Origin of the sequence: Apilactobacillus sp. EABW-1NA, assembly GCF_030398685.1 — a bacterium.
Classification (GTDB): Bacteria; Bacillota; Bacilli; order Lactobacillales; family Lactobacillaceae; genus Apilactobacillus; species Apilactobacillus waqarii.
Genome location: NZ_JAPDKO010000002.1, coordinates 78,485 through 104,272, shown reverse-complemented (window position 1 = coordinate 104,272; position 25,788 = coordinate 78,485). Strand labels below are relative to the sequence as shown.

General features: G+C 35.4%; 28 protein-coding genes and 1 other annotated feature. Of the genes, 26 read left to right on the top strand and 2 right to left on the bottom strand.

Annotated elements, in window-relative coordinates; all coding sequences use genetic code 11:
- Window positions 1-3: 3 nt before the first annotated feature.
- The 18 genes from OEZ61_RS00945 (at window position 4) to OEZ61_RS00860 (ending at window position 14,894) form a co-directional block, all read left to right on the top strand.
- Window positions 4-1,389, top strand: a complete 1,386-nt coding sequence (locus OEZ61_RS00945) for a DnaD domain protein (protein ID WP_290046654.1) — start codon at window positions 4-6, stop codon at window positions 1,387-1,389.
- Window positions 1,386-2,318: a primosomal protein DnaI gene (dnaI, locus tag OEZ61_RS00940; RefSeq protein ID WP_094751147.1), complete on the top strand. Its 933-nt coding sequence runs from the start codon at window positions 1,386-1,388 to the stop codon at window positions 2,316-2,318. Before OEZ61_RS00945 ends, dnaI begins: the two co-directional genes overlap by 4 nt.
- A gap of 322 nt (window positions 2,319-2,640) precedes the next feature.
- Complete coding sequence (gene thrS, locus OEZ61_RS00935; RefSeq protein ID WP_034533642.1) at window positions 2,641-4,584, top strand: threonine--tRNA ligase; 1,944 nt, start codon at window positions 2,641-2,643, stop codon at window positions 4,582-4,584.
- Window positions 4,585-4,628: 44 nt separating this feature from the next.
- Window positions 4,629-4,768: a sequence feature (ribosomal protein L20 leader region), on the top strand.
- 36 nt (window positions 4,769-4,804) lie between these two features.
- Window positions 4,805-5,314 carry a translation initiation factor IF-3 gene (gene infC, locus OEZ61_RS00930; RefSeq protein ID WP_034533640.1) on the top strand — a complete coding sequence of 170 codons (510 nt, stop codon included), beginning with the start codon at window positions 4,805-4,807 and terminating at the stop codon, window positions 5,312-5,314.
- Between the two features lie 47 nt (window positions 5,315-5,361).
- Window positions 5,362-5,550: a 50S ribosomal protein L35 gene (rpmI, locus tag OEZ61_RS00925; RefSeq protein ID WP_034531197.1), complete on the top strand. Its 189-nt coding sequence runs from the start codon at window positions 5,362-5,364 to the stop codon at window positions 5,548-5,550.
- Between the two features lie 41 nt (window positions 5,551-5,591).
- Window positions 5,592-5,948, top strand: a complete 357-nt coding sequence (gene rplT, locus OEZ61_RS00920; protein ID WP_034531196.1) for a 50S ribosomal protein L20 — start codon at window positions 5,592-5,594, stop codon at window positions 5,946-5,948.
- A 111-nt stretch (window positions 5,949-6,059) separates the two neighbouring features.
- Window positions 6,060-6,596 carry a YqeG family HAD IIIA-type phosphatase gene (locus OEZ61_RS00915; RefSeq protein ID WP_041152231.1) on the top strand — a complete coding sequence of 179 codons (537 nt, stop codon included), beginning with the start codon at window positions 6,060-6,062 and terminating at the stop codon, window positions 6,594-6,596.
- The gene (gene yqeH, locus OEZ61_RS00910; RefSeq protein ID WP_250233328.1) at window positions 6,583-7,716 is read left to right on the top strand and encodes a ribosome biogenesis GTPase YqeH; all 1,134 of its coding nucleotides are present in this window, start codon (window positions 6,583-6,585) and stop codon (window positions 7,714-7,716) included. Before OEZ61_RS00915 ends, yqeH begins: the two co-directional genes overlap by 14 nt.
- A gap of 16 nt (window positions 7,717-7,732) precedes the next feature.
- The gene (gene yhbY / locus OEZ61_RS00905) at window positions 7,733-8,044 is read left to right on the top strand and encodes a ribosome assembly RNA-binding protein YhbY (RefSeq protein WP_034533636.1); all 312 of its coding nucleotides are present in this window, start codon (window positions 7,733-7,735) and stop codon (window positions 8,042-8,044) included.
- Window positions 8,045-8,058: 14 nt separating this feature from the next.
- On the top strand, window positions 8,059-8,676 hold the full coding sequence (locus OEZ61_RS00900; protein ID WP_290046645.1) for a nicotinate-nucleotide adenylyltransferase: 618 nt from the start codon (window positions 8,059-8,061) through the stop codon (window positions 8,674-8,676).
- Complete coding sequence (gene yqeK / locus OEZ61_RS00895; protein WP_057197770.1) at window positions 8,669-9,280, top strand: bis(5'-nucleosyl)-tetraphosphatase (symmetrical) YqeK; 612 nt, start codon at window positions 8,669-8,671, stop codon at window positions 9,278-9,280. Before OEZ61_RS00900 ends, yqeK begins: the two co-directional genes overlap by 8 nt.
- A 14-nt stretch (window positions 9,281-9,294) precedes the next feature.
- Window positions 9,295-9,651: a ribosome silencing factor gene (gene rsfS / locus OEZ61_RS00890; RefSeq protein WP_057197772.1), complete on the top strand. Its 357-nt coding sequence runs from the start codon at window positions 9,295-9,297 to the stop codon at window positions 9,649-9,651.
- Between the two features lie 4 nt (window positions 9,652-9,655).
- Window positions 9,656-10,390 (top strand): class I SAM-dependent methyltransferase, encoded by a 735-nt coding sequence (locus OEZ61_RS00885; protein WP_057197774.1) that lies wholly within the window; start codon window positions 9,656-9,658, stop codon window positions 10,388-10,390.
- Window positions 10,391-10,394: 4 nt separating this feature from the next.
- Complete coding sequence (locus OEZ61_RS00880; RefSeq protein WP_290046643.1) at window positions 10,395-11,516, top strand: nucleotidyltransferase; 1,122 nt, start codon at window positions 10,395-10,397, stop codon at window positions 11,514-11,516.
- A gap of 87 nt (window positions 11,517-11,603) precedes the next feature.
- Window positions 11,604-12,158 (top strand): DUF177 domain-containing protein, encoded by a 555-nt coding sequence (locus OEZ61_RS00875; protein WP_198177878.1) that lies wholly within the window; start codon window positions 11,604-11,606, stop codon window positions 12,156-12,158.
- 56 nt (window positions 12,159-12,214) lie between these two features.
- A complete protein-coding gene (rpmF, locus tag OEZ61_RS00870; RefSeq protein ID WP_034531177.1) occupies window positions 12,215-12,394 on the top strand; it encodes a 50S ribosomal protein L32 in 180 nt (59 codons plus the stop codon).
- Window positions 12,395-12,654: 260 nt separating this feature from the next.
- Window positions 12,655-13,341, top strand: coding sequence for a response regulator transcription factor (locus tag OEZ61_RS00865; protein ID WP_034531176.1), 687 nt, complete (start codon window positions 12,655-12,657; stop codon window positions 13,339-13,341).
- The gene (locus OEZ61_RS00860) at window positions 13,338-14,894 is read left to right on the top strand and encodes a HAMP domain-containing histidine kinase (RefSeq protein WP_052471457.1); all 1,557 of its coding nucleotides are present in this window, start codon (window positions 13,338-13,340) and stop codon (window positions 14,892-14,894) included. The genes OEZ61_RS00865 and OEZ61_RS00860 overlap by 4 nt, the downstream gene beginning before the upstream one ends.
- A 43-nt stretch (window positions 14,895-14,937) precedes the next feature.
- Here OEZ61_RS00860 and plsY read toward each other — a convergent pair whose 3' ends face one another.
- Window positions 14,938-15,549: a glycerol-3-phosphate 1-O-acyltransferase PlsY gene (gene plsY / locus OEZ61_RS00855; RefSeq protein ID WP_290046638.1), complete on the bottom strand. Its 612-nt coding sequence runs from the start codon at window positions 15,547-15,549 to the stop codon at window positions 14,938-14,940.
- Window positions 15,550-15,701: 152 nt separating this feature from the next.
- On the opposite strand from plsY, the gene parE reads away from it, so the two are divergent.
- The 7 genes from parE to msrA all read left to right on the top strand — a co-directional run bounded on the left by parE (window position 15,702) and on the right by msrA (window position 24,131).
- The gene (gene parE, locus OEZ61_RS00850; RefSeq protein ID WP_034531173.1) at window positions 15,702-17,672 is read left to right on the top strand and encodes a DNA topoisomerase IV subunit B; all 1,971 of its coding nucleotides are present in this window, start codon (window positions 15,702-15,704) and stop codon (window positions 17,670-17,672) included.
- Window positions 17,673-17,687: 15 nt separating this feature from the next.
- Window positions 17,688-20,153 (top strand): DNA topoisomerase IV subunit A, encoded by a 2,466-nt coding sequence (parC, locus tag OEZ61_RS00845; RefSeq protein ID WP_290046637.1) that lies wholly within the window; start codon window positions 17,688-17,690, stop codon window positions 20,151-20,153.
- A gap of 128 nt (window positions 20,154-20,281) precedes the next feature.
- Window positions 20,282-21,250, top strand: a complete 969-nt coding sequence (locus tag OEZ61_RS00840) for a LysR family transcriptional regulator (RefSeq protein WP_290046636.1) — start codon at window positions 20,282-20,284, stop codon at window positions 21,248-21,250.
- Between the two features lie 21 nt (window positions 21,251-21,271).
- Window positions 21,272-22,198 carry a manganese-dependent inorganic pyrophosphatase gene (locus OEZ61_RS00835; RefSeq protein ID WP_054606509.1) on the top strand — a complete coding sequence of 309 codons (927 nt, stop codon included), beginning with the start codon at window positions 21,272-21,274 and terminating at the stop codon, window positions 22,196-22,198.
- A gap of 123 nt (window positions 22,199-22,321) precedes the next feature.
- A complete protein-coding gene (locus OEZ61_RS00830; protein WP_041152242.1) occupies window positions 22,322-23,029 on the top strand; it encodes a nicotinamide mononucleotide transporter in 708 nt (235 codons plus the stop codon).
- A 125-nt stretch (window positions 23,030-23,154) separates the two neighbouring features.
- Window positions 23,155-23,592 (top strand): peptide-methionine (R)-S-oxide reductase MsrB, encoded by a 438-nt coding sequence (gene msrB, locus OEZ61_RS00825; protein ID WP_041152243.1) that lies wholly within the window; start codon window positions 23,155-23,157, stop codon window positions 23,590-23,592.
- Window positions 23,593-23,609: 17 nt separating this feature from the next.
- Window positions 23,610-24,131, top strand: a complete 522-nt coding sequence (gene msrA / locus OEZ61_RS00820; protein WP_034531164.1) for a peptide-methionine (S)-S-oxide reductase MsrA — start codon at window positions 23,610-23,612, stop codon at window positions 24,129-24,131.
- Between the two features lie 44 nt (window positions 24,132-24,175).
- Here msrA and OEZ61_RS00815 read toward each other — a convergent pair whose 3' ends face one another.
- Window positions 24,176-25,150 (bottom strand): DNA/RNA non-specific endonuclease, encoded by a 975-nt coding sequence (locus OEZ61_RS00815; protein ID WP_349238462.1) that lies wholly within the window; start codon window positions 25,148-25,150, stop codon window positions 24,176-24,178.
- A gap of 73 nt (window positions 25,151-25,223) precedes the next feature.
- On the opposite strand from OEZ61_RS00815, the gene OEZ61_RS00810 reads away from it, so the two are divergent.
- Window positions 25,224-25,769 (top strand): metal-dependent hydrolase, encoded by a 546-nt coding sequence (locus tag OEZ61_RS00810; RefSeq protein ID WP_263506413.1) that lies wholly within the window; start codon window positions 25,224-25,226, stop codon window positions 25,767-25,769.
- Window positions 25,770-25,788: the final 19 nt, after the last annotated feature.

Below are 25,788 nucleotides of genomic sequence, written 5' to 3'. Positions count from 1 at the left end.
AATATGACAGATCAATGGCGAGAGGTAGATCCTCTATCCAAGTTTATATTGTTGGCAGATGATGATTTGTCTGACTTACAAAGAACTTCTTTGGATGTTTTATATCAACCAATCATTGGTGTCTTGCCCTATGCTTTGATTAACAATTTTTGGCGTATGAGTCATGAAAAAAAGACACATCAAGCACATAGTCATTTTGAAACCTTGTCTTATTTGAGTGTCGATATGCAATCATTCTATGAGGCCCGATTGAGACTGGAAGCTGCCGGCTTGATGAAGACATATATCAAGACTAGTGATAAGGGCGAAAAACAATACGTTTATCGTCTTGTTAGTCCGCTATCCGTTAATGATTTCTTTATGGATGATTTACTAAGCGTTTCACTATTACAAGTAATTGGTGAAGATAGATATGTTGACTTATATAATGAATTTATCCGACCAGGATTTGATTTATCCGAATATAAGGACGTCTCAAGAAACTTCCTTCAAGTGTTTAATATTCGTGATAGTGAAGTTACCAACACACCAAAGGCAGTTCAACAAGTAAAAAATAGTATTAAGAATAATAGTAATGACGTTAAAGCCGGTCCAGTCATCAAAAAAAGTGACGACTTTGACTTTAACTTGCTATTAGACATGCTAAACCAATCTTACGTTAATACATCTGATGTTAAGAAGAATATCAATCTGATTAATTCAGAACATCAGTTGTACGGTATTGATGAGATTGAAATGGCTAAATTGATTGAAAAGGCAACTAATGTTACTAATAACGTCTTTGATCCAAACAACTTTAAGATTTTGGTATCAAGACAGTTTCAATCAAATGCAGCTAACATATCACGTGAATCCACTGCTGCAGATAAATCCACTGAGGCATATAGCAATGAATTAAATGCTCAGGAAAGACAATTGATTAAGTCATCTAGTGAATACGCACCAATCGAATTTTTAAACTATTTGAAGACCGCTAAAGGTGGCTATGTTCACAGCAATGAGGAACGCATGATTTCTGACTTGGTTTCTAGACAAATTCTAAAACCAGAAGTAATTAACATGATTGTTTATCATCTACTAATTGATCAAGAAAAGTCCGGTTTAAATAAGAACCTCTTTGAAGCAATTGCTGATAACTGGTCACAAAATAATGTTACCGATGCAAGTAAGGCGATTACTTTCATCAAGAACAGACAAAAAGAATTAAATAAACCTAGAAAACCACGTTTCAATAACAATCGTAAGATGACAGTTAAAGAAACCCTTCCTGATTGGGCAAAAGATAACGAAAAGCCAAAGGAATATGGTAAGGTTAACGAAGATAAGAAAAAAGAACTAGAAGCGAGAATTCAAAAGCTTCGTAACAGTAGAAAAGAGGGTAGAGAATGAAAAACTTAAGTGATGAATTTGCAAAGACTTTAAGCAAACCAAAATACAATGAACGCTATCAACAATCAGTCAATGCTGTTTTAAATAATGAAGATGTTAAATCATTTTTGAATAAGCACAAAGATGAGTTGGAAGACGATGTTGTAAAACGCTCAATGTCAAAACTATATGAATTTGTGCAAGAAAATAACAAACTAAAGAATAATCAACCCACAACAATTCCTGGATATACTCCTGTATTAGTAGTTAACAAGGGACTGGTTGATATTTCATACGTTCCTACGCAAGAAACTAAGGACAATATGAAGAAGGCCAAAGTGCTTAAACGAATCCATGCGGTTGCAATGCCTAAGAACATTAAGAACGTTACCTTAGATCAATTTGATTTAAGTGAAAATGATTATCGTATGAATGCGATGGGATTGGTTACTGACTTCATTGAAGAATATACCAATACTCCTAATAAGTGGCATCAAGGAATGTATCTATACGGTGAATTTGGTGTCGGGAAAACTTTTCTAATGGCTGCAATGGCTAACGAATTAGCCAAGAATGGATTTGAAGTAACCTTGGTTCACTTTCCAAGTTTTGCAGTTGAAATGAAGAGTGCAATTTCAAGTAACTTGGTTGCTGATAAACTAGATGCAATTAAGAAGACACCGGTCTTAATCCTTGATGATATTGGTGCTGATTCTATGTCATCATGGGTAAGGGATGATATCTTGGGTGTTATTCTTGAATACAGAATGCAAAACTCACTAAGCACATTCTTTACTTCAAACTTCTCAATGCAACAATTTGAAGAAGAACACCTAGCTATTAACAATAAAGGTGACGTAGAACCACTTAAGGCTAAACGAATCATGCAACGTGTTCACTACTTGGCAAAAGAAGTAGGGATGTTTGGCCAAAATCGTCGACCACAATAATTAATGCTTGACAATTTAAGCGTGACTGTCGATAATAAAGACAGTTGATAAAAGACATGATTTTAAATCTCGACTTACAGGGAGAGGATACATTTGCTGGAAGTATCTTCATGTTCAGATTTGAAGTTACCACTTTTATTTTAAATCAGAGGAAAATTCTGAATCGGGTTGTTTCGTTATAGACTATTATGAGGCCTATTTGTTTGTGCAGATAGGTAGAATTCGGGTGGAACCACGTTATTAACGTCCCTAGTGTCTATTTATTTAGATGCTAGGGACTTTTTTGTTTCTATTCGAAAATTACACAAGGGAGTGCTCTATTATGGCAAAGATTTCATTTGAATTTCCTGACGGTAGCGTAAAAGAATTCGATCAGGGAGTAACTACTGAAGATATCGCTAAATCAATCTCAATTAGTTTAGCTAAGAAATCAGTAGCTGGTAAGATTGACGGAAAAATGGTTGAAATTGATTTACCACTTGAAAAAGGTGGCAAAATTGAAATCGTTACAAAAGATACAGAAGATGGTCTAAAGGTTCTACGCCAAACAGCTTCACAATTATTAAAAGCTGCCCTTGCTGACCAATTTAACAATATTCAATTTGGTGAAAGTACTTCTGACGAAGACGGTTTCTTCGTTGATACTGACAAACGTGACTCACAAGTTAGTGCCGATGAACTACCACAAGTAGAAGAACGTATTAACAAAATGGTTTCAGACAATGTAAAAATTGAAAGAAAAGTATTATCTCTAGAAGATGCTTTAAAGCAAGTTGATGGAGATCCATACCAAGCTAAGTTAGTTAACGAATTAGCTGAAGATGGCCAAGTTGTCTTCTACCAAATCGGTGACTATTTAGGTTTAGGTGAAGGTGTTGTATTACCAGAAGCCAAGGCTGTTAAGGAATACAAGTTACTTTCAGTTGCCGGTGCATACTGGGAAGGTAAATCATCAAACCCAATGCTACAAAGAATCTTCGCTACAGCATTCTACAAGAAAGCTGATCTAGAAGAAGATCTAAAGAGAAGACAAGAAGCTAAAGAAAGAGACCACAGAGTTATCGGGAACAAGTTAGACTTATTCTTCGTTGACCCTAAGGTTGGTGCTGGTTTAGCTTACTGGATGCCAAATGGTGCTACTATCCGTCGTGTTGTTGAAAGATACATCATCGATAAGGAATTAGCCAACGGTTACCAACATGTTATTACACCAGTTCTAATGAACTTAGATGCATACAAGACATCTGGTCACTGGCAACATTACCGTGAAGACATGTTCCCACCAATGGACATGGGTGACGGTGAAGAACTAGAACTACGTCCTATGAACTGTCCTAGTCACATCCAAATCTTCAAGCACCACATTCGTTCATACCGTGAACTACCAATGAGAATTGCTGAACTTGGTATGATGCACAGATACGAAAAATCAGGTGCTTTATCAGGTTTACAACGTGTTCGTGAAATGACTCTAAATGATGGTCACACATTCTTAAGACTAGACCAAATCCAAGACGAATTTAAGAAGGTTCTTGGTTTAATGGTTGAAGTATACAAAGACTTCGATATTAAGAACTACCACTTCAGATTAAGTTACAGAGATCCTAAGAACACTGAAAAGTACTTTGATGATGAAGAAATGTGGAGCAAGTCACAATCAATGCTTAAGGGTGCCATGGATGATCTTGGCCTAGACTACGTTGAAGCCGAAGGTGAAGCAGCATTCTACGGTCCTAAGCTTGATGTTCAAACTTACACTGCAATGGGTAATGAAGAAACTCTATCAACTATTCAATTAGACTTCATGCTACCTGAAAGATTTGATCTACACTACGTTGGTGAAGATGGTGAAGAACACCGTCCAGTTATGATGCACCGTGGTTTAGTTTCAACTATGGAAAGATTCATTGCTTACCTAATCGAAGTATACAAGGGTGCATTCCCAACTTGGTTAGCTCCAAAGCAAGTTAAAGTTATTCCAGTAAGTATGGAAAAATACGGTGACTATGCTAAGGAAGTTAACAGCAAGTTAGCTGCATTAGGTATCCGTACAAGTGTTGACGACAGAAACGAAAAGATGGGTTACTTAATTCGTGATGCTCAAACTAACAAGATTCCATACACAATCGTTGTTGGTGAAAGTGAAATGAACTCAAACCAAGTTTCTGTACGTAAGTACGGTGAACAAGATAGTGAAAGTCTAAGTCTTGATGACTTCATCAAAGAAATTCAAGAAGACATTAGTAACTATTCAAGAGAAAAATAATAAATGTTATTGACATGTATCACTCATGTGGTATTATATAAGTAACGAAAAAGCAGAAGCATCCCGCTTCTCGCCTGAGTGATCGAAAGAGATGGCTAGGCATGATATCGGATTAACCTTTGATTTAATATTCAAAGGACCAAAAGCGGGTGCTCAACTATGGCATCCGTTTTTTTCTGCTTTTTAATATACTTGGAGGTGAATTACCATAGCAAACGATATGATGGTTAATGATGGAATTCGAGCTCGCGAAGTTCGTTTAATTGGTGCTGACGGTGATCAATTAGGTATTAAGTCAAAGGACGAAGCAATGCAAATTGCTGAAGCTGCTGGATTAGATTTAGTAGTTGTTGCTCCAAAGGCTAAGCCAATGGTTGCTAAAGTTATTGATTACGGAAAATACCGTTTCGAACAACAAAAGAAAGCTCGTCTATCTCGTAAGAAGCAAAAGGTAGTTAGTGTTAAGGAAATTAGATTAAGTCCAACTATTGATACTAATGATTTTAATACTAAGTTGAAGAGAGCTAAGACATTCATCGCAAAAGGTGAAAAAGTTCGAGTTTCAATTCGCTTTAAGGGACGTGCCATCACACATAAGGAAATTGGTCGTGATGTTTTAAACAGAATGGCAGATTCTACATCAGATGTTGCTAGCGTTACTCAACGAGCAAAAATGGATGGAAGAAGTATGTTCCTAATGCTCGCACCTAAGTCAAGCGATAAAAATTAGATAGTATTTTTATAATACTTAAGTTAAATTAAGGGAGGATTTTTTCAATGCCAAAGACTAAATCAAATCGTGCAATTGCAAAGCGTTTCAAGAAAACTGCTAAGGGTGGTTTAAAGAGTGCTAACGCATTCACAAGTCACCGTTTCCACGGTAAGACAAAGAAACAACGTCGTAACCTACGTGGTACAAGCATGGTAAACGATACATTAGCAAGCAAATACACAAAGATGTTTTAATTAATACTTTTAAGTAAGACATAATTTAGGAGGATTTAAATATGCCAAGAGTTAAGGGTGGAACAGTTACTCATGCACGTCGTAAGCGTGTTTTAAAAGAAGCTAAAGGTTACCGTGAAGGTAAGCACAGTCTATTCAAGACTGCTAAAGATCAAGTTATGAAGTCACGTGAATACGCATTCCGTGATCGTCGAGCAAACAAAGGAAACTTCAGAAGATTATGGATTGCTCGTATCAACGCTGCTGCTCGTATGAACGGCTTAAGCTACAGCAAGTTAATGCACGGTTTGAAACTTTCAAACATTGAAATGAACCGTAAGATGCTAGCTGACTTAGCAGTTAACGATGAAAAGGCATTTGCTTCATTAGCAGAAACTGCAAAGAAAGCTATTAAATAGTCTATAAAAACTTTCACCACTTAAGGTAAGTAGGTGGGAGTTTTTTTCTTATTATGGGCACCACTATTTTTGGTGCTCATATAATACATAATATTATTGAGGAGAATTAAAATGATTTCTAAGTTTAAACCAACATGGATGATTCCAGTCGTATATAATATTTCACCATCAAAACTAAAAGACATGGGGATTAAGGCCGTTTTTAGTGATCTAGATAACACCTTGATTCCTTGGAATAATCCTGATGGAACTCCTCAATTAAGAGAATGGATATCTGAACTCAAGAAAAACAATATTGAATTAATTGTTATTTCAAATAATAAACATAGCCGAGTTCAAAGAGCGCTAAGAAGTTTAAAATTAAACTTCATTTCACGCTCCTTAAAGCCACTACCTAGAGGTATTAATAAGGCTTTGAGAGATTACCATTTACACCACAAAGAAGTAATTATGTGTGGAGATCAATTATTAACTGATGTTTGGGCTTCCAACAATGCAAACGTTAGAAGCGTGTTAGTTAAGCCATTAATTGAATCTGATGCTTGGAATACTAAGCCTAATCGCTTCTTAGAAAAATTAATATGGAAAAAATTAAGAAACAAATATAATGATTTAGACTGGCAGGAGGATATAAATGACAGAAATTAATCAATTACAAGACGAAGAAATTAGATGTATTGGTTGTGGTGCATTAATTCAAACCACAGATCCCGATGAACTTGGATACACTCCTAATTCTGCCCTTGAAAAAGGCAAAGAAAATGGTGAAATTTACTGCCAACGTTGCTTTAGATTACGTCACTACAATGAAATTTCACCAGTTAGCTTAACTGATGATGATTTCTTGAAGCTATTGAACCAAATTAGAGATGCAAATGCGCTTATCGTATACTTGGTTGATGTCTTCGACTTTAACGGAAGCTTGATTCCTGGATTACACCGTTTCGTAGGTGATAACCCAATCATGTTAGTTGGTAACAAATCAGACTTATTACCAAACTCACTAAAACGTTCTAAACTAAAGGATTGGATTAGACAACGTGCTAATGAAGCCGGAATTCGTCCAATTGATGTGGAACTAGTTTCTGCTAAAACTAATGAATCAGTTGATGATTTATTGAAGAACATCGACAAGTACAGAAATGATCGTGATGTTTATGTAGTAGGTGTTACTAACGTTGGTAAATCAACATTAATTAACCAAATTATTAGACAAAACACTGGAATCAAAGAATTAATCACTACTTCAAGATTCCCTGGTACTACATTAGATAGAATCTCAATCGATTTGGAAGATGGTCATGAATTAGTAGATACACCAGGTATCATTCATAAAGAGCAAATGGCACATTACCTAAATGGTAAAGACCTAAAGATTGTTCAACCACAAAAGCCAATTAAGCCAAAGGTTTACCAATTGAACCCAGAACAAACACTATTCTTCGGTGGTGTTGCCCGTTTTGATTACGTTCAAGGGGACAAGAAACATGGTTTTACTGTTTATGTTGAAAACAACTTACTAATTCACCGTACTAAGTTAGCAAATGCTGATAGCTTCTACGACAAGCATTTCGGTGAATTATTAACTCCACCAAGTAGCGAATCAATTGATGATTTCCCAGAATTAGTTCGTTTCGAATTCAAGACTGATCAAAAGAGTGATTTAGTATTCGAAGGACTTGGATGGATTACCGTTCCAGCAGGTGTAATTGTAGCTGGATGGGCGCCTAAGGGTGTAGATGTATTAGTTAGAAGAGCAATGATATAAAAAGCGAGGTACCAAATTGAAATTACGCGGAAAACAAAAAAGATATTTAAGATCACAAGCTAACAGAATGAAACCTTTATTCTCAGTTGGAAAGAATGGTTTAAACGAAACTTGGTTAGAACAAGTATTGGATGCTTTACACAGACGTGAACTAATCAAAGTTAACATCCAACAAAATTCTGATTTAGAAGTAAGTGATGTTCAAGAATACATTGAAGCAAACAGTGATATCAATGTTGTTCAAACGATCGGAAAGACATTACTACTATTCTTACCTGCAAGTAAGGAAAAATTCCAAATTTACTCTGTAGAAGTTAGAAATATTTAGAGGAGTTCTTATCAATGCATAGTGAAAAGGTACAAACTTTACCTAAGTTAGAATCTTTAAACAAGCGCAAAAAAATTGGGATTATTGGTGGAACCTTTAATCCAATTCATAATGGTCATCTATTTATTGCAGATCAAGTGAGGAGTCAATTAGGTTTAGAAAAGGTATACTTTATGCCCGATTTTATTCCACCTCACGTCGATCATAAGGATGCAATTGATGCTGATGACCGCGTTAACATGGTTAATCTAGCAATCAACGATAATGATAAGTTTGATATTGAAATGCTAGAAATCATCAATCGTGGTAAAAGTTATACCTATAACACTATGGTAGAATTAAAGAGAAGACATCCCGACTATGAATACTACTTTATTATTGGTGGTGACATGGTTGAATACCTACCTAAATGGTATCGAGTTGATGATTTATTCAAACTAACTCATTTTGTAGGTGTTAGAAGGGAAAACTATCCAATGTCGACAAACTATCCGGTTATCTGGGTTGATGTTGCTAAGTTGGATATATCTTCAACCTTAATTCGAAAACTTGTATCAAACCATCAATCAATTCGATACTTGGTTCCTGATGCAGTTTTAAAATATATAAAGGAGCATCATCTTTATGAATAATGTTGAATTAACATATACAAATAAGTACATCCCTTTATCTAGAGAAGAACTAATCGAAAAACTAAAAAATGCTTTAACTCAATCCAGATTTGAACACGTTTTACGCGTTGAACAAATGGCGATTGAACTAGCAAAGAAAAATGATGTAGATGTTGAAAAAGCAAGTGTTGCTGGACTTTGCCATGACTACGCTAAGCAAAGACCAGATGACGATTTCATTCAACTAATTAAGAAATACCGATTGGATGATTTGTTGTTGCAATACGGAAATGCAATTTGGCATGGTGAAGTTGGTTACTTAATGGTTCAAAACGAATTAGGCGTTACTGATATCGACATTTTGAATTCCATTAAACATCACACCACTGGTGCAAAGTACATGTCAAAGCTGGAACAAATTGTATACATGGCTGACTATATAGAAATGGGACGCGACTTCCCAGGTGTAGAAGAAGCACGTGAAATTACCTTTAACAATCTAGCTGACGGGGTGGCATATCAAACTAAGCACACTCTACAATATTTAATTAGTGCAAATAAACCCGTTTATCCAAAGACCATTGATACCTATAACGAGTGGGTAAATGGATCAAACATCAAATAACGAGGAGATTTCAAATGAATAGTAAAGAAAAATTAGAAGTAATTGTTAAAGCAGCGGACAGCAAGAGAGCTCACAACATTGTTGCTTTAAACGTCCACGAAGTTAGTCTAATGGCTGACTACTTTGTAATCATGGATGCAGCATCAAACAGACAAGTTAAGTCTATTGCTGACGAAGTTGCTGACCAAGCTGAAGAAGCTGGTATCAGTGTTAAAGAAGTAGAAGGTAAAGATACTGCTAAGTGGATTCTATTGGACTTAGGTGACGTTATTGTTCACGTATTCCAAGAAGATGAAAGAGAATACTACAACCTAGAAAAACTATGGTCAGATGCTAATTCAGTAGATGTTTCAGAATGGGTTAAGGACTAGTCAAATGATTTATCAAGAATTCGCAAAATTCTATGATGAATTATTTGATGAAACAATGTATGATCAATGGCTTTCTTTTGTAAAAACAAATGTATCAAAAAATGATTCAATTATGGATATGGCTTGTGGAACCGGACGCTTATTAGCGCTGCTTGCCTCTCAAAAATATAATGTTTGTGGTATGGACTTATCCGAAGACATGCTTACACTAGCAGAAGAGCATCTAAGAGATATCAAACCAGATATGCCATTAATTCAAGGTGACATGACTGAGATGGAAGGAATTCCTAACTTTGATGTGATCACCTGTTTTGATGACTCATTATGTTACTTGCCAGATCAAAACGTACTACAAACTGCTTTTGAAAAAGTACATGAACATCTAAATGATGATGGACAATTCTTATTTGATGTAATTACGCCATATCAAACAGATGTCGTATATCCGGGATACATGTATAATTACCACGATGATAGCAATGCTTTCATGTGGCAATCATACTTAGGTGATGAAGATCACTCAGTAGAACATGACTTAGTATTTTTTAAGTACAATGAGTCAATCAATGCATATGATCAATTTAGTGAAATTCATTTGGAAAGAACTTATAAAGTTGATATTTACATTGATTTATTAAAGAATGCGGGATTCAAAGATATCAAGGTTAGTGCTAACTTTGGTAAAGACGAAATCACTGATACTACAACCAGATGGTTCTTTGTATGTAAGAAGGGATGATTCGATGAAAGCTGTTGGTATAATTGCTGAATATAACCCGTTCCATAATGGGCATAAGTACCAAATTAAGCAGACAAGACAAGTAACTAATGCCGACGCAGTCATCGTAATCATGTCTGGAAATTGGGTACAAAGAGGCCAACCCGCTATATTAGATAAATGGACTAGAGCACAAATGGCATTAGAAAATGGTGCCGATATGGTAATAGAGTTACCTGTGCAATGTGCCGTGCAGCCTGCTGATATATTTGCTAGGCACGCGGTAAACATTTTAGCTAGTCTTAAGTGTGAGTGGCTATCATTTGGTAGTGAACATCCAGATATTAGCTTTAATGAGCTTGCTAATATTGATTTAAAAGAAACTAAAATAGATCAAGATTACACCAAAAGCTATGCTGAGCTAATTAGGGATGCATTAACTAATGCGACTGGAGAAGATGTCAGTGCACCAAATGATGTATTGGCATTAAACTATGCAATCGCTAACCAAAAAAATAATCATAAAATGAAGCTAGTACCGATTAAGAGAAACGGTGCTAACCATCATGATCGTGATTTAAACAACGAGGGGGCCATTGCGAGTGCTTCTTCAATAAGAGCCGCTATCTTAGATAATAGTAATAAATTGGTTCAATATCTTCCCGATAGCATTGATATAGAAGTTTTAAAGAAGCATATTAATTGGGAAGATTTCTGGCCATTATTAAAATATAAGATTGAAACATCAAGTATTGATGAATTAAATCATATCTATCAAATGACTGAAGGATTAGAATACAGACTAAAGAAGTATATCTATGAAGCACAGTCGTTTGATGATTTTCTACGCTTGGTTAAATCCAAACGCTACACATATGCACGACTTCAACGTTTATTCGTATACACGCTCTTAAATTGGCATAAAAGCGATGATTTGAGTCAAGAGTATGTCAGAGTATTAGGATTTAATCAGAACGGTAGAGTGTATTTGAATGACATTAAGAGGCAAATAGAAATACCTGTAATTACTAAGATTAATAAGGAACTATCTGAATCAGAATTAAATTTTGATGTAGTATCTGGGAGGATTTATGAAAATATAAATCATATTCCTCAAGATGCTGGAAAAATTCCATTAATTTATTAATTTTTAGGTCGGGTATCAAGGATATGACCTTGACAAACTAACTTCTTAATATGTATAATTAACGCTGTTGCATTAGGAGGAATAGACATGAAATGGTTCTTAAAGGAACTATCCGAATACAAAAACAAGCCACTTTCAGTATCAGAAGATATGAACTTATCTGATGATATTATGAGTAGATATAGCAAGTATGTTATTTCTGCTGATGACGATATTCACGTTGCTGCTAACGTTTTCTCTGAAAACGGTGATGCAATCGTGACCGCTCGTGTAACAGGTAAGATTGTGGTTCCTTCATCTAGATCATTAACTCCGGTTGAGTTACCATTGGATTTCTCAATTAATGAAGTTTATGTTGAAACAAACTTACGTTTGAAAGAACGTGAGGACGAAGGTGAAATTGCTTTCCTAGTAGATGACGAAGGCGAAATTGATTTTGATAAATCAGTTGCCGATAACATCATCCTACAAATTCCAATGCACATTTTGTCTCCTGAGGAAATCGAAACTGGTAAAATGCCAGAAGGAAATGACTGGGAAGTTATTTCTGAAGACGATTTAGCTGAACAAGAGGCAAATGATAAAAAAGTAGATCCACGTCTTGCTAAGTTAAAGAACTTCTTTGACGATAGTGATAATTAAGCAAGACTTAAAAATTTTTCACTAGTGGATATTTTAATATAAAGGGGGTTTTTGCATTGGCTGTACCAGCAAGAAGAACTTCAAAAGCTAAGAAGGGTATGCGTCGTGGTCACATTAAGTTGGCTAACCCAGGTTTGAGTGCTTGCCCAAACTGTGGTGAATTACGTAAACCTCACATGGTATGTCCTAGTTGTGGATACTATGATGGAAAACAAGTTGTTAATGAAAACAACTAATTAAATAAAAAGCTACCAGAACACCATGGGTCCTGGTAGCTTTTTTTTATGTAAGTATAATTATTTTATTTATTTAACCATTTATATTAAACTTAAATCGAGAGAATGGTTCGTTTTCTAATTTAAAATAGTAAATTGGTGAAAATATTTAAGATTTTAATAATAATATTCGGATTAAGCTCTTCTATTATGAGAAAAAACGTGATAAAATGTACAAAGTAAGTTAAGATTTTCTAAAATAAATGGAGAGGTGTAATTTAATGAGCCGTATTTTGATAATTGAAGATGAAAAAAGCTTAGCTAGATTTGTAGAGTTAGAGTTGAAGCATGAAGGTTACGAAACTCAAGTAGCCTTAGACGGTCGCGAAGGACTAGAAGAAGCACTTAACAATGACTATGATGTTATTCTTTTAGATCTTATGTTACCAAAGCTTAATGGTATGGAAGTTGCAAGAAGACTTCGTGAAAAGAAGACAACTCCAATCATTATGATGACAGCTAGAGATTCTGTTATTGATAGAGTTTCAGGATTCGATCATGGTGCAGATGACTACATCGTTAAGCCATTTGCTATCGAAGAATTATTAGCTCGTGTTAGAGCATTACTTCGTCGTATTGATATCGAAGGTGACGAAAACGCTGAAGACCAAAAGGTTGTTTACTTTAAGGACATTACTGTCGAAAAGGAAAGTAGAATTGTAAAACGTGGAGACGATATTATCGACTTAACTAAGCGTGAATACGAACTACTACTTACTTTAATGGAAAACGTAAATGTTGTATTAGCCAGAGACGTTCTTTTAACTAAGGTTTGGGGATACGACTCAAGTGCTGAAACAAACGTTGTTGATGTTTACATCCGTTACCTAAGAAACAAAATTGATAGACCTGATCAAAAGAGCTACATCCAAACTGTTAGAGGAACCGGTTACGTGATGAGATCATGATTTCCAACCATGATGATAAAGTTTCAAAGACAGTAAGCAGCAATCGAAGATGGTTTTCTCTTAAATGGAAATGGTCAATTGGATCAGCAATTATAATTTTTGTAATTCTATCAATTTTTTCTTTTTTGATTTACAACCGTTTTTCTGATGTCTTATTACACCAGGAGAACTCACGTACTATTGAATCGGATGTAACGATATCAAATCGATTAAGAACAATTAATCGATCATTGGATGAAAAAACAGTTAGCTCTGCTTTAAATCCAAATAGTGGTTTTAGGGACGGCAACCCTAATAATGGAATGTCTACAGACGTTTATTCTGATTCTATTTATACTAACTTATTTAGTAAGGATATCGTGGTTAGTGTATACAATAAGAATTCAGACCAAATCTTCTCATCGAAGAAGTCGCCAAAAAAGATTTACAATTTCAAACCGGTAGATAGCCGTAAAACGGTTATTACCAAGAACTCAGGTAAGACAATCTTAGTTTTAGATTCACCAATCTATTCTGCGAAGACACATGAATTAATTGGTTATCTAAGAGTAGTTGATTCAATGTCTGACTACAATTTGTACATTAACAAATTAGCCGGAATTTTATTTGTAATTTTAATTATTGGTATCTTCTTCTCTGCTGCATTGTCGTACTTTCTATCATCATACATGCTTCGTCCAATCAAGATTATCTCTAACACCATTCACAGTGTTAAGGAATCTCCTGAAACGGACAGTCGTGTGCCTAAGTTGACTCAAAACGATGAGTTAACTGACTTAGGGGACTTGTTCAATGATATGATTGATACAATGCAAAGATACATTGATCAACAACAACAATTCGTTGAAGATGTTTCCCATGAATTAAGAACTCCGGTCGCTGTAATTCAGGGACACTTAGACATGCTTTCTCGTTGGGGAAAGGATGATCCTGAAGTCCTAGATGAGTCAATTAAATCTTCAATCTACGAAATTAATCGTATGAAGAGTTTAGTTCAAGAAATGCTAGATCTTTCTCGTGCTGAACAAGTTGAAATCAACTATGGAAACAAGACCACGGATGTTCAAGATGTTGTTCATCAACAATATAATGATTTCCAAATGATTCATCCTGATTACAAGTTCATCTTAGATGATGATATTGGGGAAGAAACAATCATTCAAATTTACCGTAATCACTTGGAACAAATCTTGATTATCTTGTTAGATAATGCTGTTAAGTATTCTAAAAAAAGAAAGGAAATTCATATTTCACTTTCTCGTAAATATCGTTATGTCGATATTGCGGTTCAAGATTTTGGTGAAGGATTAAGCCAAGAAAGCATCGATAAAATCTTTAACAGATTTTACCGTGTTGATAAGGCTAGAAGTCGTAACCAAGGTGGTAATGGCTTAGGATTATCAATCGCCAAACGTTTGGTAGAGGCCTATAACGGTAAAATCAATGTTGAAAGTTCATCGGGATATGGATCAATCTTTACAATTTCATTCCCAATCCTTTCAAAGGATAAGATTGAACATTTGAAACAACTAGATATGAATACTAAGCAATAAGCGAAATAAAAAAGCACTGCAATTAAGCAGTGCTTTTTTGTGTTTATTTATTTTTTTGATGTTTGTATACCAAACCAAATGGAACTAAGTTTTCGTTACCTTCTTTAATACGTTGAATGTTACTTCTGTGCTTAATGAAAATAAAGATTGTTAGAATAATACCAATAACGCCAAGTACGTAATCATGATCCAATAAAATTAAGATTGTGATTAATGGAAATGAAATCATACTTGCTACACTAACCATACTAGTTAGGTAAGTAAATGAAATTTCGAATATAAAAGCACACAAGAATAGGATTGGATGAATTGCTAGTAACATTCCGGCACTAGTAGCAACGGCTTTACCACCCTTAAAATTAGCAAAGATTGATAATGTATGTCCCAATACAGCGAATAAACCAAATACGATTGGTGATACGTTAGAGATATGGAAGAATGTTGGTAGCAATGTTGCAATTGTACCCTTTAGAATATCTAAAACCATAACAACAGCACCGGCAGTCTTACCAAGTTCTCTAAATGTATTGGTGGTTCCCATATTTCCAGAACCTAACTTGGTAATATCTTTATTGAAAAAGACTTTGCCAATCCAGATTCCATTAGGAATTGCCCCTAACAAGTAGGCGACAATTAATAAAATTGTGATTTTCAAAAATGGTTCCTCCCAAAAATTAACTATCTATTAATTTTACCATTTTTAAGCATTATGACAACATCTTCTCTGTATAGGACGTTTAATATTCCCTTTTAAAAGCGTTTTAAATAATGTAATATATTATATTGTATGAAAGGGAGTGCGTTACGATGGCTAAGAAGTCAGAAAATTATAATGATGACTCCATCCAGGTCCTAAAGGGTCTGGAGGCAGTTAGAAAGCGCCCTGGTATGTATATCGGTTCAACTGATAGCAAGGGTCTTCATCATTTGGTATACGAAATTGTAGATAATGCAGTCGATGAAGCATTAGCAGGATACGGTGACGAAATTGACGTTACTATCCATAACGATAATAGTATAACTGTGGTGGACCACGGACGTGGGATGCCAGTGGGAATGCATTCATCAGGTAAGCCAACTCCCGAAGTTATCTTAACCGTGCTACATGCCGGTGGTAAGTTCACCGAAAATGGTGGATACAAGACTTCAGGGGGACTACACGGTGTTGGATCAAGTGTTGTTAATGCACTTTCAACTCACTTAAGCGTGACAATCGTAAGAGATGGCTACAAATATGAAGAAGATTTTGAAAATGGTGGTCAACCAATTGGAACTTTGAAAAAAATTGGTAAGACAAGTGAACATAGTGGAACAACTGTAACATTTAAACCAGATTCAGCAATCTTTACTACCACAATTTATAACTATGAAATACTAAAACAACGTTTAAGAGAATCTGCCTTCTTGTTAAACGGAATTAAAATTACTTTAACTGACGAACGTGAAGGTCAAGAACGAAGCGATGAATTCTACTTTAAAGATGGAATCAAGGAATTCGTTCAATACTTAAATGAAGACAAACACACATTAGGTAACATTATGTATTTTGACGGATCAAAAGATGGTGTTGAAGTAGAAGTTGCCGCACAATACAACGATGGTTATACAGAAAACACATTATCATTCGTTAATAATGTGCGTACCAAAGATGGTGGTACGCATGAATCAGGATTTAGAAGTGCTTGGACTAAATCATTCAATGATTTTGCTAGAAGAGTGAAGTTACTTAAAGATAAAGAAAAGAACTTAGATGGTAGCGATGTTCGTGAAGGACTATCAGCAATCATCTCTATTAAGGTGCCCGAAGAAATGCTTCAATTCGAAGGACAAACCAAGGAAAAGCTAGGAAGCCCAGAAGTGCGTTCTATCGTTGATAACATCGTTTCTGAACAATTAGGTTACTACCTAATGGAAAACGGTGAATTCGCCCATGAATTGGTTCATAAGTCCCTTCGTGCCCGTAAGGCCAGAGAAGCTGCACGTAAGGCCAGAGATGAAAGTAGAAATGGTAAGAAGAAACATAAGAAGGAACGTTTACTATCAGGTAAGCTAACACCAGCTCAATCTAAGGATGTTTCTAAGAATGAATTGTTCCTAGTCGAAGGGGACTCTGCCGGAGGTTCTGCTAAGCAAGGCCGTGACAGAAAACATCAAGCTATCTTGCCACTTAGAGGTAAGGTTTTAAATACCGAAAGAGCAAAGCTAGACGATATTCTTAAAAATGAAGAAATTAGTACCATGATTTACACCATTGGCGCAGGAGTAGGTCCTGAATTCAACATTTCTGATGCTAACTACGATAAGGTTATTATCATGACCGATGCCGATGATGATGGTGCTCATATTCAAATTCTACTATTAACATTCTTCTACAAATACATGCGCCCAATGGTTGAACAAGGTCGTGTCTACATTGCACTACCACCTCTATACAAGATTCAACAAAAGGCCGGTAAGAAGAATCATGTTGATTACGCATGGACCAATGACGAATTAACCGAAAAGTTAAAGGAATTCGGGCAACACCCAGCTCTTCAAAGATTTAAGGGTCTAGGTGAAATGAATGCTGATCAATTATGGGAAACTACTATGGATCCTGAAAACAGAACATTAATTCAAGTTCAAATCGACGATGCTGCATTAGCCGAAAAACGTGTTACTACATTAATGGGTGACAAGGTTGAACCAAGACGTGAATGGATTGAAGAAAACGTTAAGTTCACGCTTGAAGAAGATGGCAGTATCTTAGATACCACCAAAGAAACAGAAAACGAGTAGATAGGAGGAACTATAGTGGTTAATCATTCAGTTATTGAAAAACTAACGCTTGAACAAATCATGAGTGAAAGATTTAGTAGATACTCTAAGTCAATCATTCAAGAAAGAGCGTTACCAGACGTTCGTGACGGATTAAAACCGGTTCAACGTCGTATTCTATATGCCATGAATAAGGACGGAAATACTTATGACAAGGGATTTAGAAAGTCAGCTAAGTCCGTTGGTAATGTTATGGGTAACTTCCATCCTCATGGTGATAGTTCAATCTATGAAGCATTAGTACGTATGAGTCAAGAATGGAAAATCAGAGAACCATTAATCGAAATGCACGGTAACAATGGTTCAATGGATGGAGATCCAGCTGCGGCTATGCGTTATACAGAAGCACGTCTAAGTAAGATTGCTTCTGAAATGCTAAGAGATATTGATAAGGATACTGTTGATTGGGTGCCTAACTTTGATGACACCGAAAATGAACCAACAGTATTACCATCTCGTTTCCCTAATCTATTAGTTAATGGTGCAACCGGGATTTCATCAGGTTATGCAACCGAAATTCCTCCTCACAACCTATCTGAAGTATTGGATGCTTTGATTTACCTACAAAAGCATTCAGACACTACTTTGGATGACTTAATGCAATTCATTAAGGGACCTGACTTTCCAACTGGTGGAATCGTACAAGGTCTAGACGGTATTAAGAAGGCTTATGAAACTGGTCGCGGTAAGATTATCATCCGTTCTAAGACAGATGTTGAAGAACTACGTGGTAACAAGACTCTTATTCGTGTCAGTGAATTACCATATGAAGTTAATAAGCTACAACTAGTTAAGCAAATCGATGAAATCAGAATTAACAAGAAGATTGACGGAATTGCTGAAGTTAGGGATGAAAGTGATAGAAACGGTCTATCAATTGCCATTGAATTAAAACGTGATGTTGATGCCACTGGTATTCTTAACTACCTATTTAAGAACACTGATTTACAAATCAACTATCACTTTAACGTCGTTGCAATTAATAAGATGAGACCAGAACGTCTATCATTAAAGGAAATCCTAGAATCATACCTAGATTACCAACGCTTGATTGTTGCTAAACGTACTAAGTACGACTTAAACAAAGCGATGGCCAGACAACACATCGTAGATGGTTTAATTAAGGCCTTATCAATTTTAGACCAAGTTATTAAGACCATTCGTGCAAGTGATAACAGAAAAGATGCATGTAATAACTTAATCTCTGAATTCGACTTTTCAGAAAAACAAGCGGATGCAATTGTTAAGTTACAACTATACCGTTTAACTAATACCGATGTAGTTGAACTACAAGCCGAAAAAGATAAGTTAAGTGCAGATATTCTAGAATACAACACCATCCTAAATGATAAGAACGAACTAAATAAGGTACTAACCAAAGAGTTCAAAGACATTAAGAAGGCTTATGGTAACGATCGTCTTACTAAGATTGAAGCAGAAGTTGAAGAACTTAAGATTAGTAAGACCATCACAGTGCCAGAAGAAGATGTTGTTGTGCTAGTAAGTCATGATGGATACCTAAAACGTAGTAGTGTTCGTTCATATAAAGCTTCAGAAGTTGAAGAAAATGGTCTAAAGGAAGATGATTATCCAATCTTCTTAGAACAAATGACTACATTACAACACTTATTCATGTTTACTAATAAAGGAAATCTAATCTATCGTCCAGTTCATGAAATTACAGATGCTCGTTGGAAAGAAACCGGTGAACATATTTCTCAAACTATCGGTCTAGCCGATGACGAAGAAATCATGAAAGTCATGTCATTTAAGACATTGAAAGAAACTGGTAAGTTTGTAATTTCTACTAGTGACGGATACATCAAACAAACTGAGTTTGATAAGTTAACTCCCGGTAGAAATTACCGTTCAAGACCAGCTGTATTTGAAAAACTAAAAGATGATAGTGCAAATGTAGTTAATGTTGATTACCTAACAGATGCAAATGCTAATCCAAATGTCTTTATTGCATCTAACGTTGGACTAGCTACTTGTTTTGAATTAGATGAAGTATCATATTCTGGTGCAAGATCTACTGGTGTTCGTTCAATGGACATTAGGGATGAAGAACAAGTTGTTGATGTGCAACTGGTAGAACAAGACGATAAGGTAGGGATGATTACCCAACGCGGATTCTACAAGAACATGAAGGTAGATGAAGTACCTCTTGCTAGTCGTGCAAGAAGAGGGGTTCAAGTTCTAAAATCATTGAAGAAGAACCCACATGAATTGGTTGACTTTGTAAAACTAGAAAAGGCCACTGACAGCTTTAACCCAATTAGAGTATTTACTAATAGACGCCGTGTCCATGATATTATGCCAGGTGACCATCCAGTAAATGATCGTCAATCAAACGGTTCTGCTGTTATGGATGTCGATGCTGAAGGTACACCAACCAGCATGGCTGTGTTACATCCCGAAGTAGTGGCGAATATTAAGTAATATAACTCCAATAGAAATTTATTATTATTATCATAAAATATATTGTTATTTTATGATGGATAGGTTATTATATTTTAATGAACTATTAATAGATAATAATATGTAATAAATGATATAGGGGTATAAGCATGAAAAAAACTAAGCAAGAAAATATTTTCTCTTCTAAGACACTTTCATACTTTTTGCAATTAGCAGAAACTATGAATTACACTCAGGCTGCGCAAATTTTGGGAATTACGCAACCGGCATTAACTCAACAAATTAAAAAATTAGAAAAGACTGTTGGCGCTCCATTATTTTACTCAATTGGTAAGAAGCTAAAGTTATCATCTGCCGGTAACATTATGCTTAAGTCAACTAAGGATATTTATGAAATTTTAAACCAAACTGCTGATGAAATTGAACAATCAAACAGTGCATCAACTGGTGACATTAACATTGGTGTTCTATCATCAATCCAAGTTAAAGTTTTTGAAAAGTTCATTGCTCAACTTTACAAGAAAAATCCTGAACTAAAGGTTAACCTAAGAATGTTAACTCGTAAGGAAATCTGGGAAAGTTTGGAAAACAACCGTATTGATTTAGCAATTATGTACTTACCAGATTCATCAATTAAGAACTGGAAGCCATACGAATCTCAAAAGATTATGAGCGATGACTTAATGTACATTCACCACAACGAAAAATTAGCTGGTAAGGATAAGATTAAGTTCAAGGACACATTGGATTGTCCTTGGGTTACTTACCCAGAAGATTACTTCTTAGATTCAATCCTAAAGACTGAATACAAAGATCAACTTCTAGATAATCCTAAGAGTGGCGCTTGCTTCTCAACTCCAGACCAAATTTTACGTTTTGCTGTTAATACTGGATTAAATACTGCTCTTCCAAGTTCATTTATGATTGACAAAGATGTCAAAACATTGGAAGATAATAATACATGGGTTGCCCGTTTGAATCCAAATATCAATTTTGATTTAGCGTTCGTTTACAGATCTAACAAGAAGATGATTCCTCGTGTTGGTTCATTCTTAGACGAATTCGATGCCTTCTTAGATGAAGAAGACTACCTATCAAGATTAAAGGACAACTACTAAAAATACGAAGGAAGTTTTATTATGGCTAAAGAATTAGTTTTCGGACACCAAAGTCCAGATACTGATGCAATTTGTGCAGCTATCGAATATGCATATTTACAAAATAAACTAGGATACGACGTTGAAGCCGTCGCTCTAGGTACTCCAAACGAAGAAACTAAATTTGTTTTAGATTACTTCGGTCAAGAAGCACCTCGTGTTATCACTGAAGCTTCATCAGAAGTAGACTCAGTTATGCTAGTAGATCATAATGAACCTCAACAAAGTGTTTCAGATATTGATAAATTAACAGTTACTCACGTAGTTGATCACCACAGAATCGCAGATTTCAATACTGAAAAGCCTGTATTCTACCGTGCTGAACCAGTTGGTTGTGTAAGTACTGTATTATTTGAAATGTTCAACGAAAAGAACGTTGAAATTCCTGAAAAATTAGCTGGACTAATGCTTTCAGCAATCATTTCAGATACTTTATTACTAAAATCACCAACAACTACTGATGTTGATAAAAAGGCCGTTGCTGAATTAGCTAAAATTGCTAAGGTTGATGCCGAAGAATACGGTATCAAGATGCTAAAGGCAGGTACTAACGTTGATGCTAGATCTGACAAAGACCTAATCGACGGTGATGCTAAGTCATTCACTATGGGTGGTAAGGCAGTGCGTATCGACCAAATCAACACTGTTGATTTAAACGACGTATTAAAACGTAAAGAAGACTTATTAAAGGCAATGGAAGAAGAAGCCAAAGCAGAAGGCTATGACTTATTCTTAGTAATTGCTACCAACGTATTAGACAGTAACTCTGAAGCCATCATTTATGGTGAACCAAAGGATGCTGTAGAAAAAGCATTTAACCAAAAAGTTTCAGAAGATACAATTGCACTTCCAGGTGTTGTATCAAGAAAGAAACAAGTTGTTCCTCAATTAACTGATGTTTTAGACTAATACTAGGACGTATTTAAAGGACACATCCTAATGGGTGTGTCCTTTCTTTATATAAAAAAATATCTGACAGCGTTGCTTCCGGAATACGGCTGTCTCAAATAAAAACAATAGGAGATCTTCAAAATGGTAAAGGTATTTAGAAATTTAGCTACTTCAAAGACAATGGATTTATTAGGAATCGCAATTATTTTCTTATCAGCGTTTCTTTCAGGTTATTTATTCGAATCACTAAACGATGTAACTCATTGGGGCCATTGGGCAATCTTTGTTCCATTCGGACTAATTAGTGCTTTTGACGCCTGCATGTCAATCATGTCTACTAGGTTAGTCGGCCGTTTTAGTAACCTAGGTAACTGGATTGGTGTTCCTGAAATCATTCTTGGATGTGCAATTGATTACCTATTAGGAAACCATGGTGCAATCCTAACTTATCCAATCAGTTTTGTTATCCAAATTTGGGCAATTAGGACATGGACTAACTCTGATAAATTCAAGAAATCTGATTTTATGAATACCAAAAAGGGACAAATTGTCTTCGTACTATTATCATTATTATCATTGGCATTCAGTTTTGGTATTAATTACATTGGATACGGTAGTTTAAATTCATCTGATTTCGTTTTATATGTATTAACTAGTTTTGTATTCGGAATTTCATTAATCGCAAACATCATGAATGCAATGAAGATATCTACACAATGGAAATTCTGGCTATTATACGACTTTATTCAACTAGCTAAGGCAATTAGCCAATTCAACTTTGCAAACGTCGGTAAGTACATTTATTACATCTTAATGGCACTTGCTGGTAATGCATATTGGAAGGATTAATTAATATATTTTTCTGTGCTAATAATTTGCATTATTTTTTATAATCATTATTATTATAGTTATGTCGTGTACGATATATATCTCCATCGGATATATCAGATCAAACAAAAGGAGCTGTTACGATTATGAAGAAATACAGTGAAGAAGAATTAAGAAGTAGACTAACTGATGAACAATACGAAGTTACTCAAAACGCCGGTACAGAAATGCCATTTTCAAATGAATATGATGATTTTTTTGAAGATGGTTTATACGTAGATATTGTATCAGGTGAACCTTTATTCACTTCAAAAGATAAATACAACTCTGGATGTGGTTGGCCAGCATTTACTAAGCCAATTGAACAAAGTAGCATTAAGAGTAATTTAGATACCTCACATGGTATGGTAAGAAACGAAGTAAGAAGTAGCGAAGCTAACTCACACTTAGGTCACGTTTTTCCTGATGGTCCTAAAGACAAGGGTGGATTGAGATACTGCATTAACTCTGCATCACTAAGATTCATTCCAGTTAATAAGTTAGAAGAAGAAGGCTACGGCCAATACGCTGCAGAATTTAAATAGGAAAGGAGATTTGTTTTATGAGTAAAGATACAGCTATTTTCGCAGGAGGATGTTTCTGGTGCATGGTTGAACCATTCGATCAACAACCAGGAATTGAAAGTGTTATCTCAGGTTACACAGGAGGACACGTTGCAAACCCAACATACGAACAAGTATGTAGCCATACAACAGGTCATACTGAAGCCGTTGAAATTACATTTGATCCTGAAGTAATTTCATACAAGGATTTAGTCGAAATTTACTGGAGACAAACAGATCCAACTGACGCTTCTGGTCAATTTCAAGACAGAGGTGACAGTTACCGTCCTGTTATCTTCGTTAACAGTGAAGAACAAAGAAAAGTTGCTGAAGAATCAAAGAAGCAACTAGCTGAAAGTGGCATGTTTGATGAACCAATCGTTACATCAATCGAAGATGCTAAACCATTCTATCCAGCTGAAGACTATCACCAAGATTTCTACAAGAAGAACCCATTAAGAGCTCAAATTGAAGAATTAGGTGGCCGTCAACAATTCAAGGATACAAAGTGGGCTAAATAAGATAATAATAAAAAAGGTTCCTAGCTTATGCTAGGAACCTTTTTTTAATACTTATGTCTGTAATAGTGGCGACGTGAATGGTATGTTCGATGTTCAGTTTCTTTCTTGTATTCTTTACGGTACTTTCTTTCGTAGTGCTTTTTAATTTCGTGATGAACGACACCCGCTACCACGGCATCTCTTACGTAGTGGTGTTTTCTGTATGAGTTACGGTGATTATTGAACGATGGTGCGTTTGCAGGTGTAGGTACCTTAATCTCGTTATTTATCTTTGATCTACCGGTTGAATAGTCGAATTCAACACCCGGTTGAACATTAAAGATGTAAACGTTAAAGTTCAGACTTCCATCGGTTGAAATAGCTTGCATATGAATACCACGAGCCATTAATTCATCTCCTCTAAAAATAGGGGTAACTTGGAAAATGACCTTTTTATCTTTTCTAAGTGCTTCTCTTACTTGTGATTCGTAAATGGTTTGTAGTTTTTGATTACTGAATGCAGTTTGCGTAAATAGGTTCTTCAAATTATTTTGATCACCAGATTGTACTGATGGTTCGTATTTACCATTTACACTGATTCCCTTAGATAAACTGTAAGCAATTTCATGACCACGGTTAATAATAGCATCATTATTAACGAACTTTTGATGCCATCCAGTTGGTTGAACCACTTGTCTGGTTCTTAGACTGTCGTTGGCAATATTACGCTTTTCTAGGTAAGCAGTATTACCTTCAGATGTTCTGTTTAAGGAATCTAGATTGGTGTATTCTACGTGATTGTATTTCCAATCAGATGCTTTTAGGTTAGATGCATCATTATTAACAGTCATGATTGCTGACGTGTTATTTTGGTAGTTTAGTGACGCTAAATCACTTGTATTAGTATTTGACAAATCTTTGGTAACGTCTGATGATTTGCTGCTCTTGCTAGCAGTGTTTTCGTTACTATTATTTGCACAGCCACTTAGAACTAATGAAAGTCCAATAGTAAAAGAGGCCATTAGTTTAGTATATTTCAATTAAAAATCCTCCTAATAAACCTATGTATGATAAAATAGTTGTCTAATGTTAAATACGTAAGGAATGTTATTTTTGGCGCTAAGAAAAACGCATATTGCTTCAGCAGAAGCAGTAATGATGGGATATGCCATTTCGACTAATCAACCATTACCAATTATCATAACTGAGGCGATTGGTGTATGGATTGGTAGTCAACTTCCTGATATTGATCAAAGACAAACTAGAATAAATAAGAAAACCGGTGTAGAAACATCCGTTCTGACCTTATGGGGTCATCGAACCTGGTCACACAGTATTTGGATACCAGTCTTCCTATTTATTTTAGCACGCTACAGCTCTAATAGCCCAATCTTAAATGGAATAAGTGTCTATGGATATAAAGTGATGGGATACTTTTATTTTACGTTGGTTTTGGGATACTTTTTACATGAACTGTTAGACGCTTTTTCAGTTGAAGGAATTAGATGGCTATATCCATTAGGAAATCGTAAAATTATACGTAAGAAGGGCATATTTAGATATAAAGTTCATAGTATGAAAGAAATCATGATTAGATATGTTTCTGTTGTTATGGTAGTGATTGAGTTAATTTTCTATTTATATAAAAACTTAAAATAAAAAGGGGTGCATCCGAAGA

Coding starts and splice junctions, on each gene's coding strand:
- OEZ61_RS00915 (WP_041152231.1), top strand. CDS start 6,060: ATGATTTCTAAGTTTAAACCAACATGGATGATTCCAGTCGTATATAAT.
- rsfS (WP_057197772.1), top strand. CDS start 9,295: ATGAATAGTAAAGAAAAATTAGAAGTAATTGTTAAAGCAGCGGACAGC.
- OEZ61_RS00885 (WP_057197774.1), top strand. CDS start 9,656: ATGATTTATCAAGAATTCGCAAAATTCTATGATGAATTATTTGATGAA.
- OEZ61_RS00880 (WP_290046643.1), top strand. CDS start 10,395: ATGAAAGCTGTTGGTATAATTGCTGAATATAACCCGTTCCATAATGGG.
- OEZ61_RS00945 (WP_290046654.1), top strand. CDS start 4: ATGACAGATCAATGGCGAGAGGTAGATCCTCTATCCAAGTTTATATTG.
- rpmI (WP_034531197.1), top strand. CDS start 5,362: ATGCCAAAGACTAAATCAAATCGTGCAATTGCAAAGCGTTTCAAGAAA.
- rplT (WP_034531196.1), top strand. CDS start 5,592: ATGCCAAGAGTTAAGGGTGGAACAGTTACTCATGCACGTCGTAAGCGT.
- OEZ61_RS00865 (WP_034531176.1), top strand. CDS start 12,655: ATGAGCCGTATTTTGATAATTGAAGATGAAAAAAGCTTAGCTAGATTT.
- dnaI (WP_094751147.1), top strand. CDS start 1,386: ATGAAAAACTTAAGTGATGAATTTGCAAAGACTTTAAGCAAACCAAAA.
- yqeH (WP_250233328.1), top strand. CDS start 6,583: ATGACAGAAATTAATCAATTACAAGACGAAGAAATTAGATGTATTGGT.
- yqeK (WP_057197770.1), top strand. CDS start 8,669: ATGAATAATGTTGAATTAACATATACAAATAAGTACATCCCTTTATCT.
- OEZ61_RS00840 (WP_290046636.1), top strand. CDS start 20,282: ATGAAAAAAACTAAGCAAGAAAATATTTTCTCTTCTAAGACACTTTCA.
- msrA (WP_034531164.1), top strand. CDS start 23,610: ATGAGTAAAGATACAGCTATTTTCGCAGGAGGATGTTTCTGGTGCATG.
- OEZ61_RS00900 (WP_290046645.1), top strand. CDS start 8,059: ATGCATAGTGAAAAGGTACAAACTTTACCTAAGTTAGAATCTTTAAAC.
- infC (WP_034533640.1), top strand. CDS start 4,805: ATGATGGTTAATGATGGAATTCGAGCTCGCGAAGTTCGTTTAATTGGT.
- thrS (WP_034533642.1), top strand. CDS start 2,641: ATGGCAAAGATTTCATTTGAATTTCCTGACGGTAGCGTAAAAGAATTC.
- OEZ61_RS00860 (WP_052471457.1), top strand. CDS start 13,338: ATGATTTCCAACCATGATGATAAAGTTTCAAAGACAGTAAGCAGCAAT.
- msrB (WP_041152243.1), top strand. CDS start 23,155: ATGAAGAAATACAGTGAAGAAGAATTAAGAAGTAGACTAACTGATGAA.
- OEZ61_RS00875 (WP_198177878.1), top strand. CDS start 11,604: ATGAAATGGTTCTTAAAGGAACTATCCGAATACAAAAACAAGCCACTT.
- OEZ61_RS00835 (WP_054606509.1), top strand. CDS start 21,272: ATGGCTAAAGAATTAGTTTTCGGACACCAAAGTCCAGATACTGATGCA.
- OEZ61_RS00830 (WP_041152242.1), top strand. CDS start 22,322: ATGGTAAAGGTATTTAGAAATTTAGCTACTTCAAAGACAATGGATTTA.
- parE (WP_034531173.1), top strand. CDS start 15,702: ATGGCTAAGAAGTCAGAAAATTATAATGATGACTCCATCCAGGTCCTA.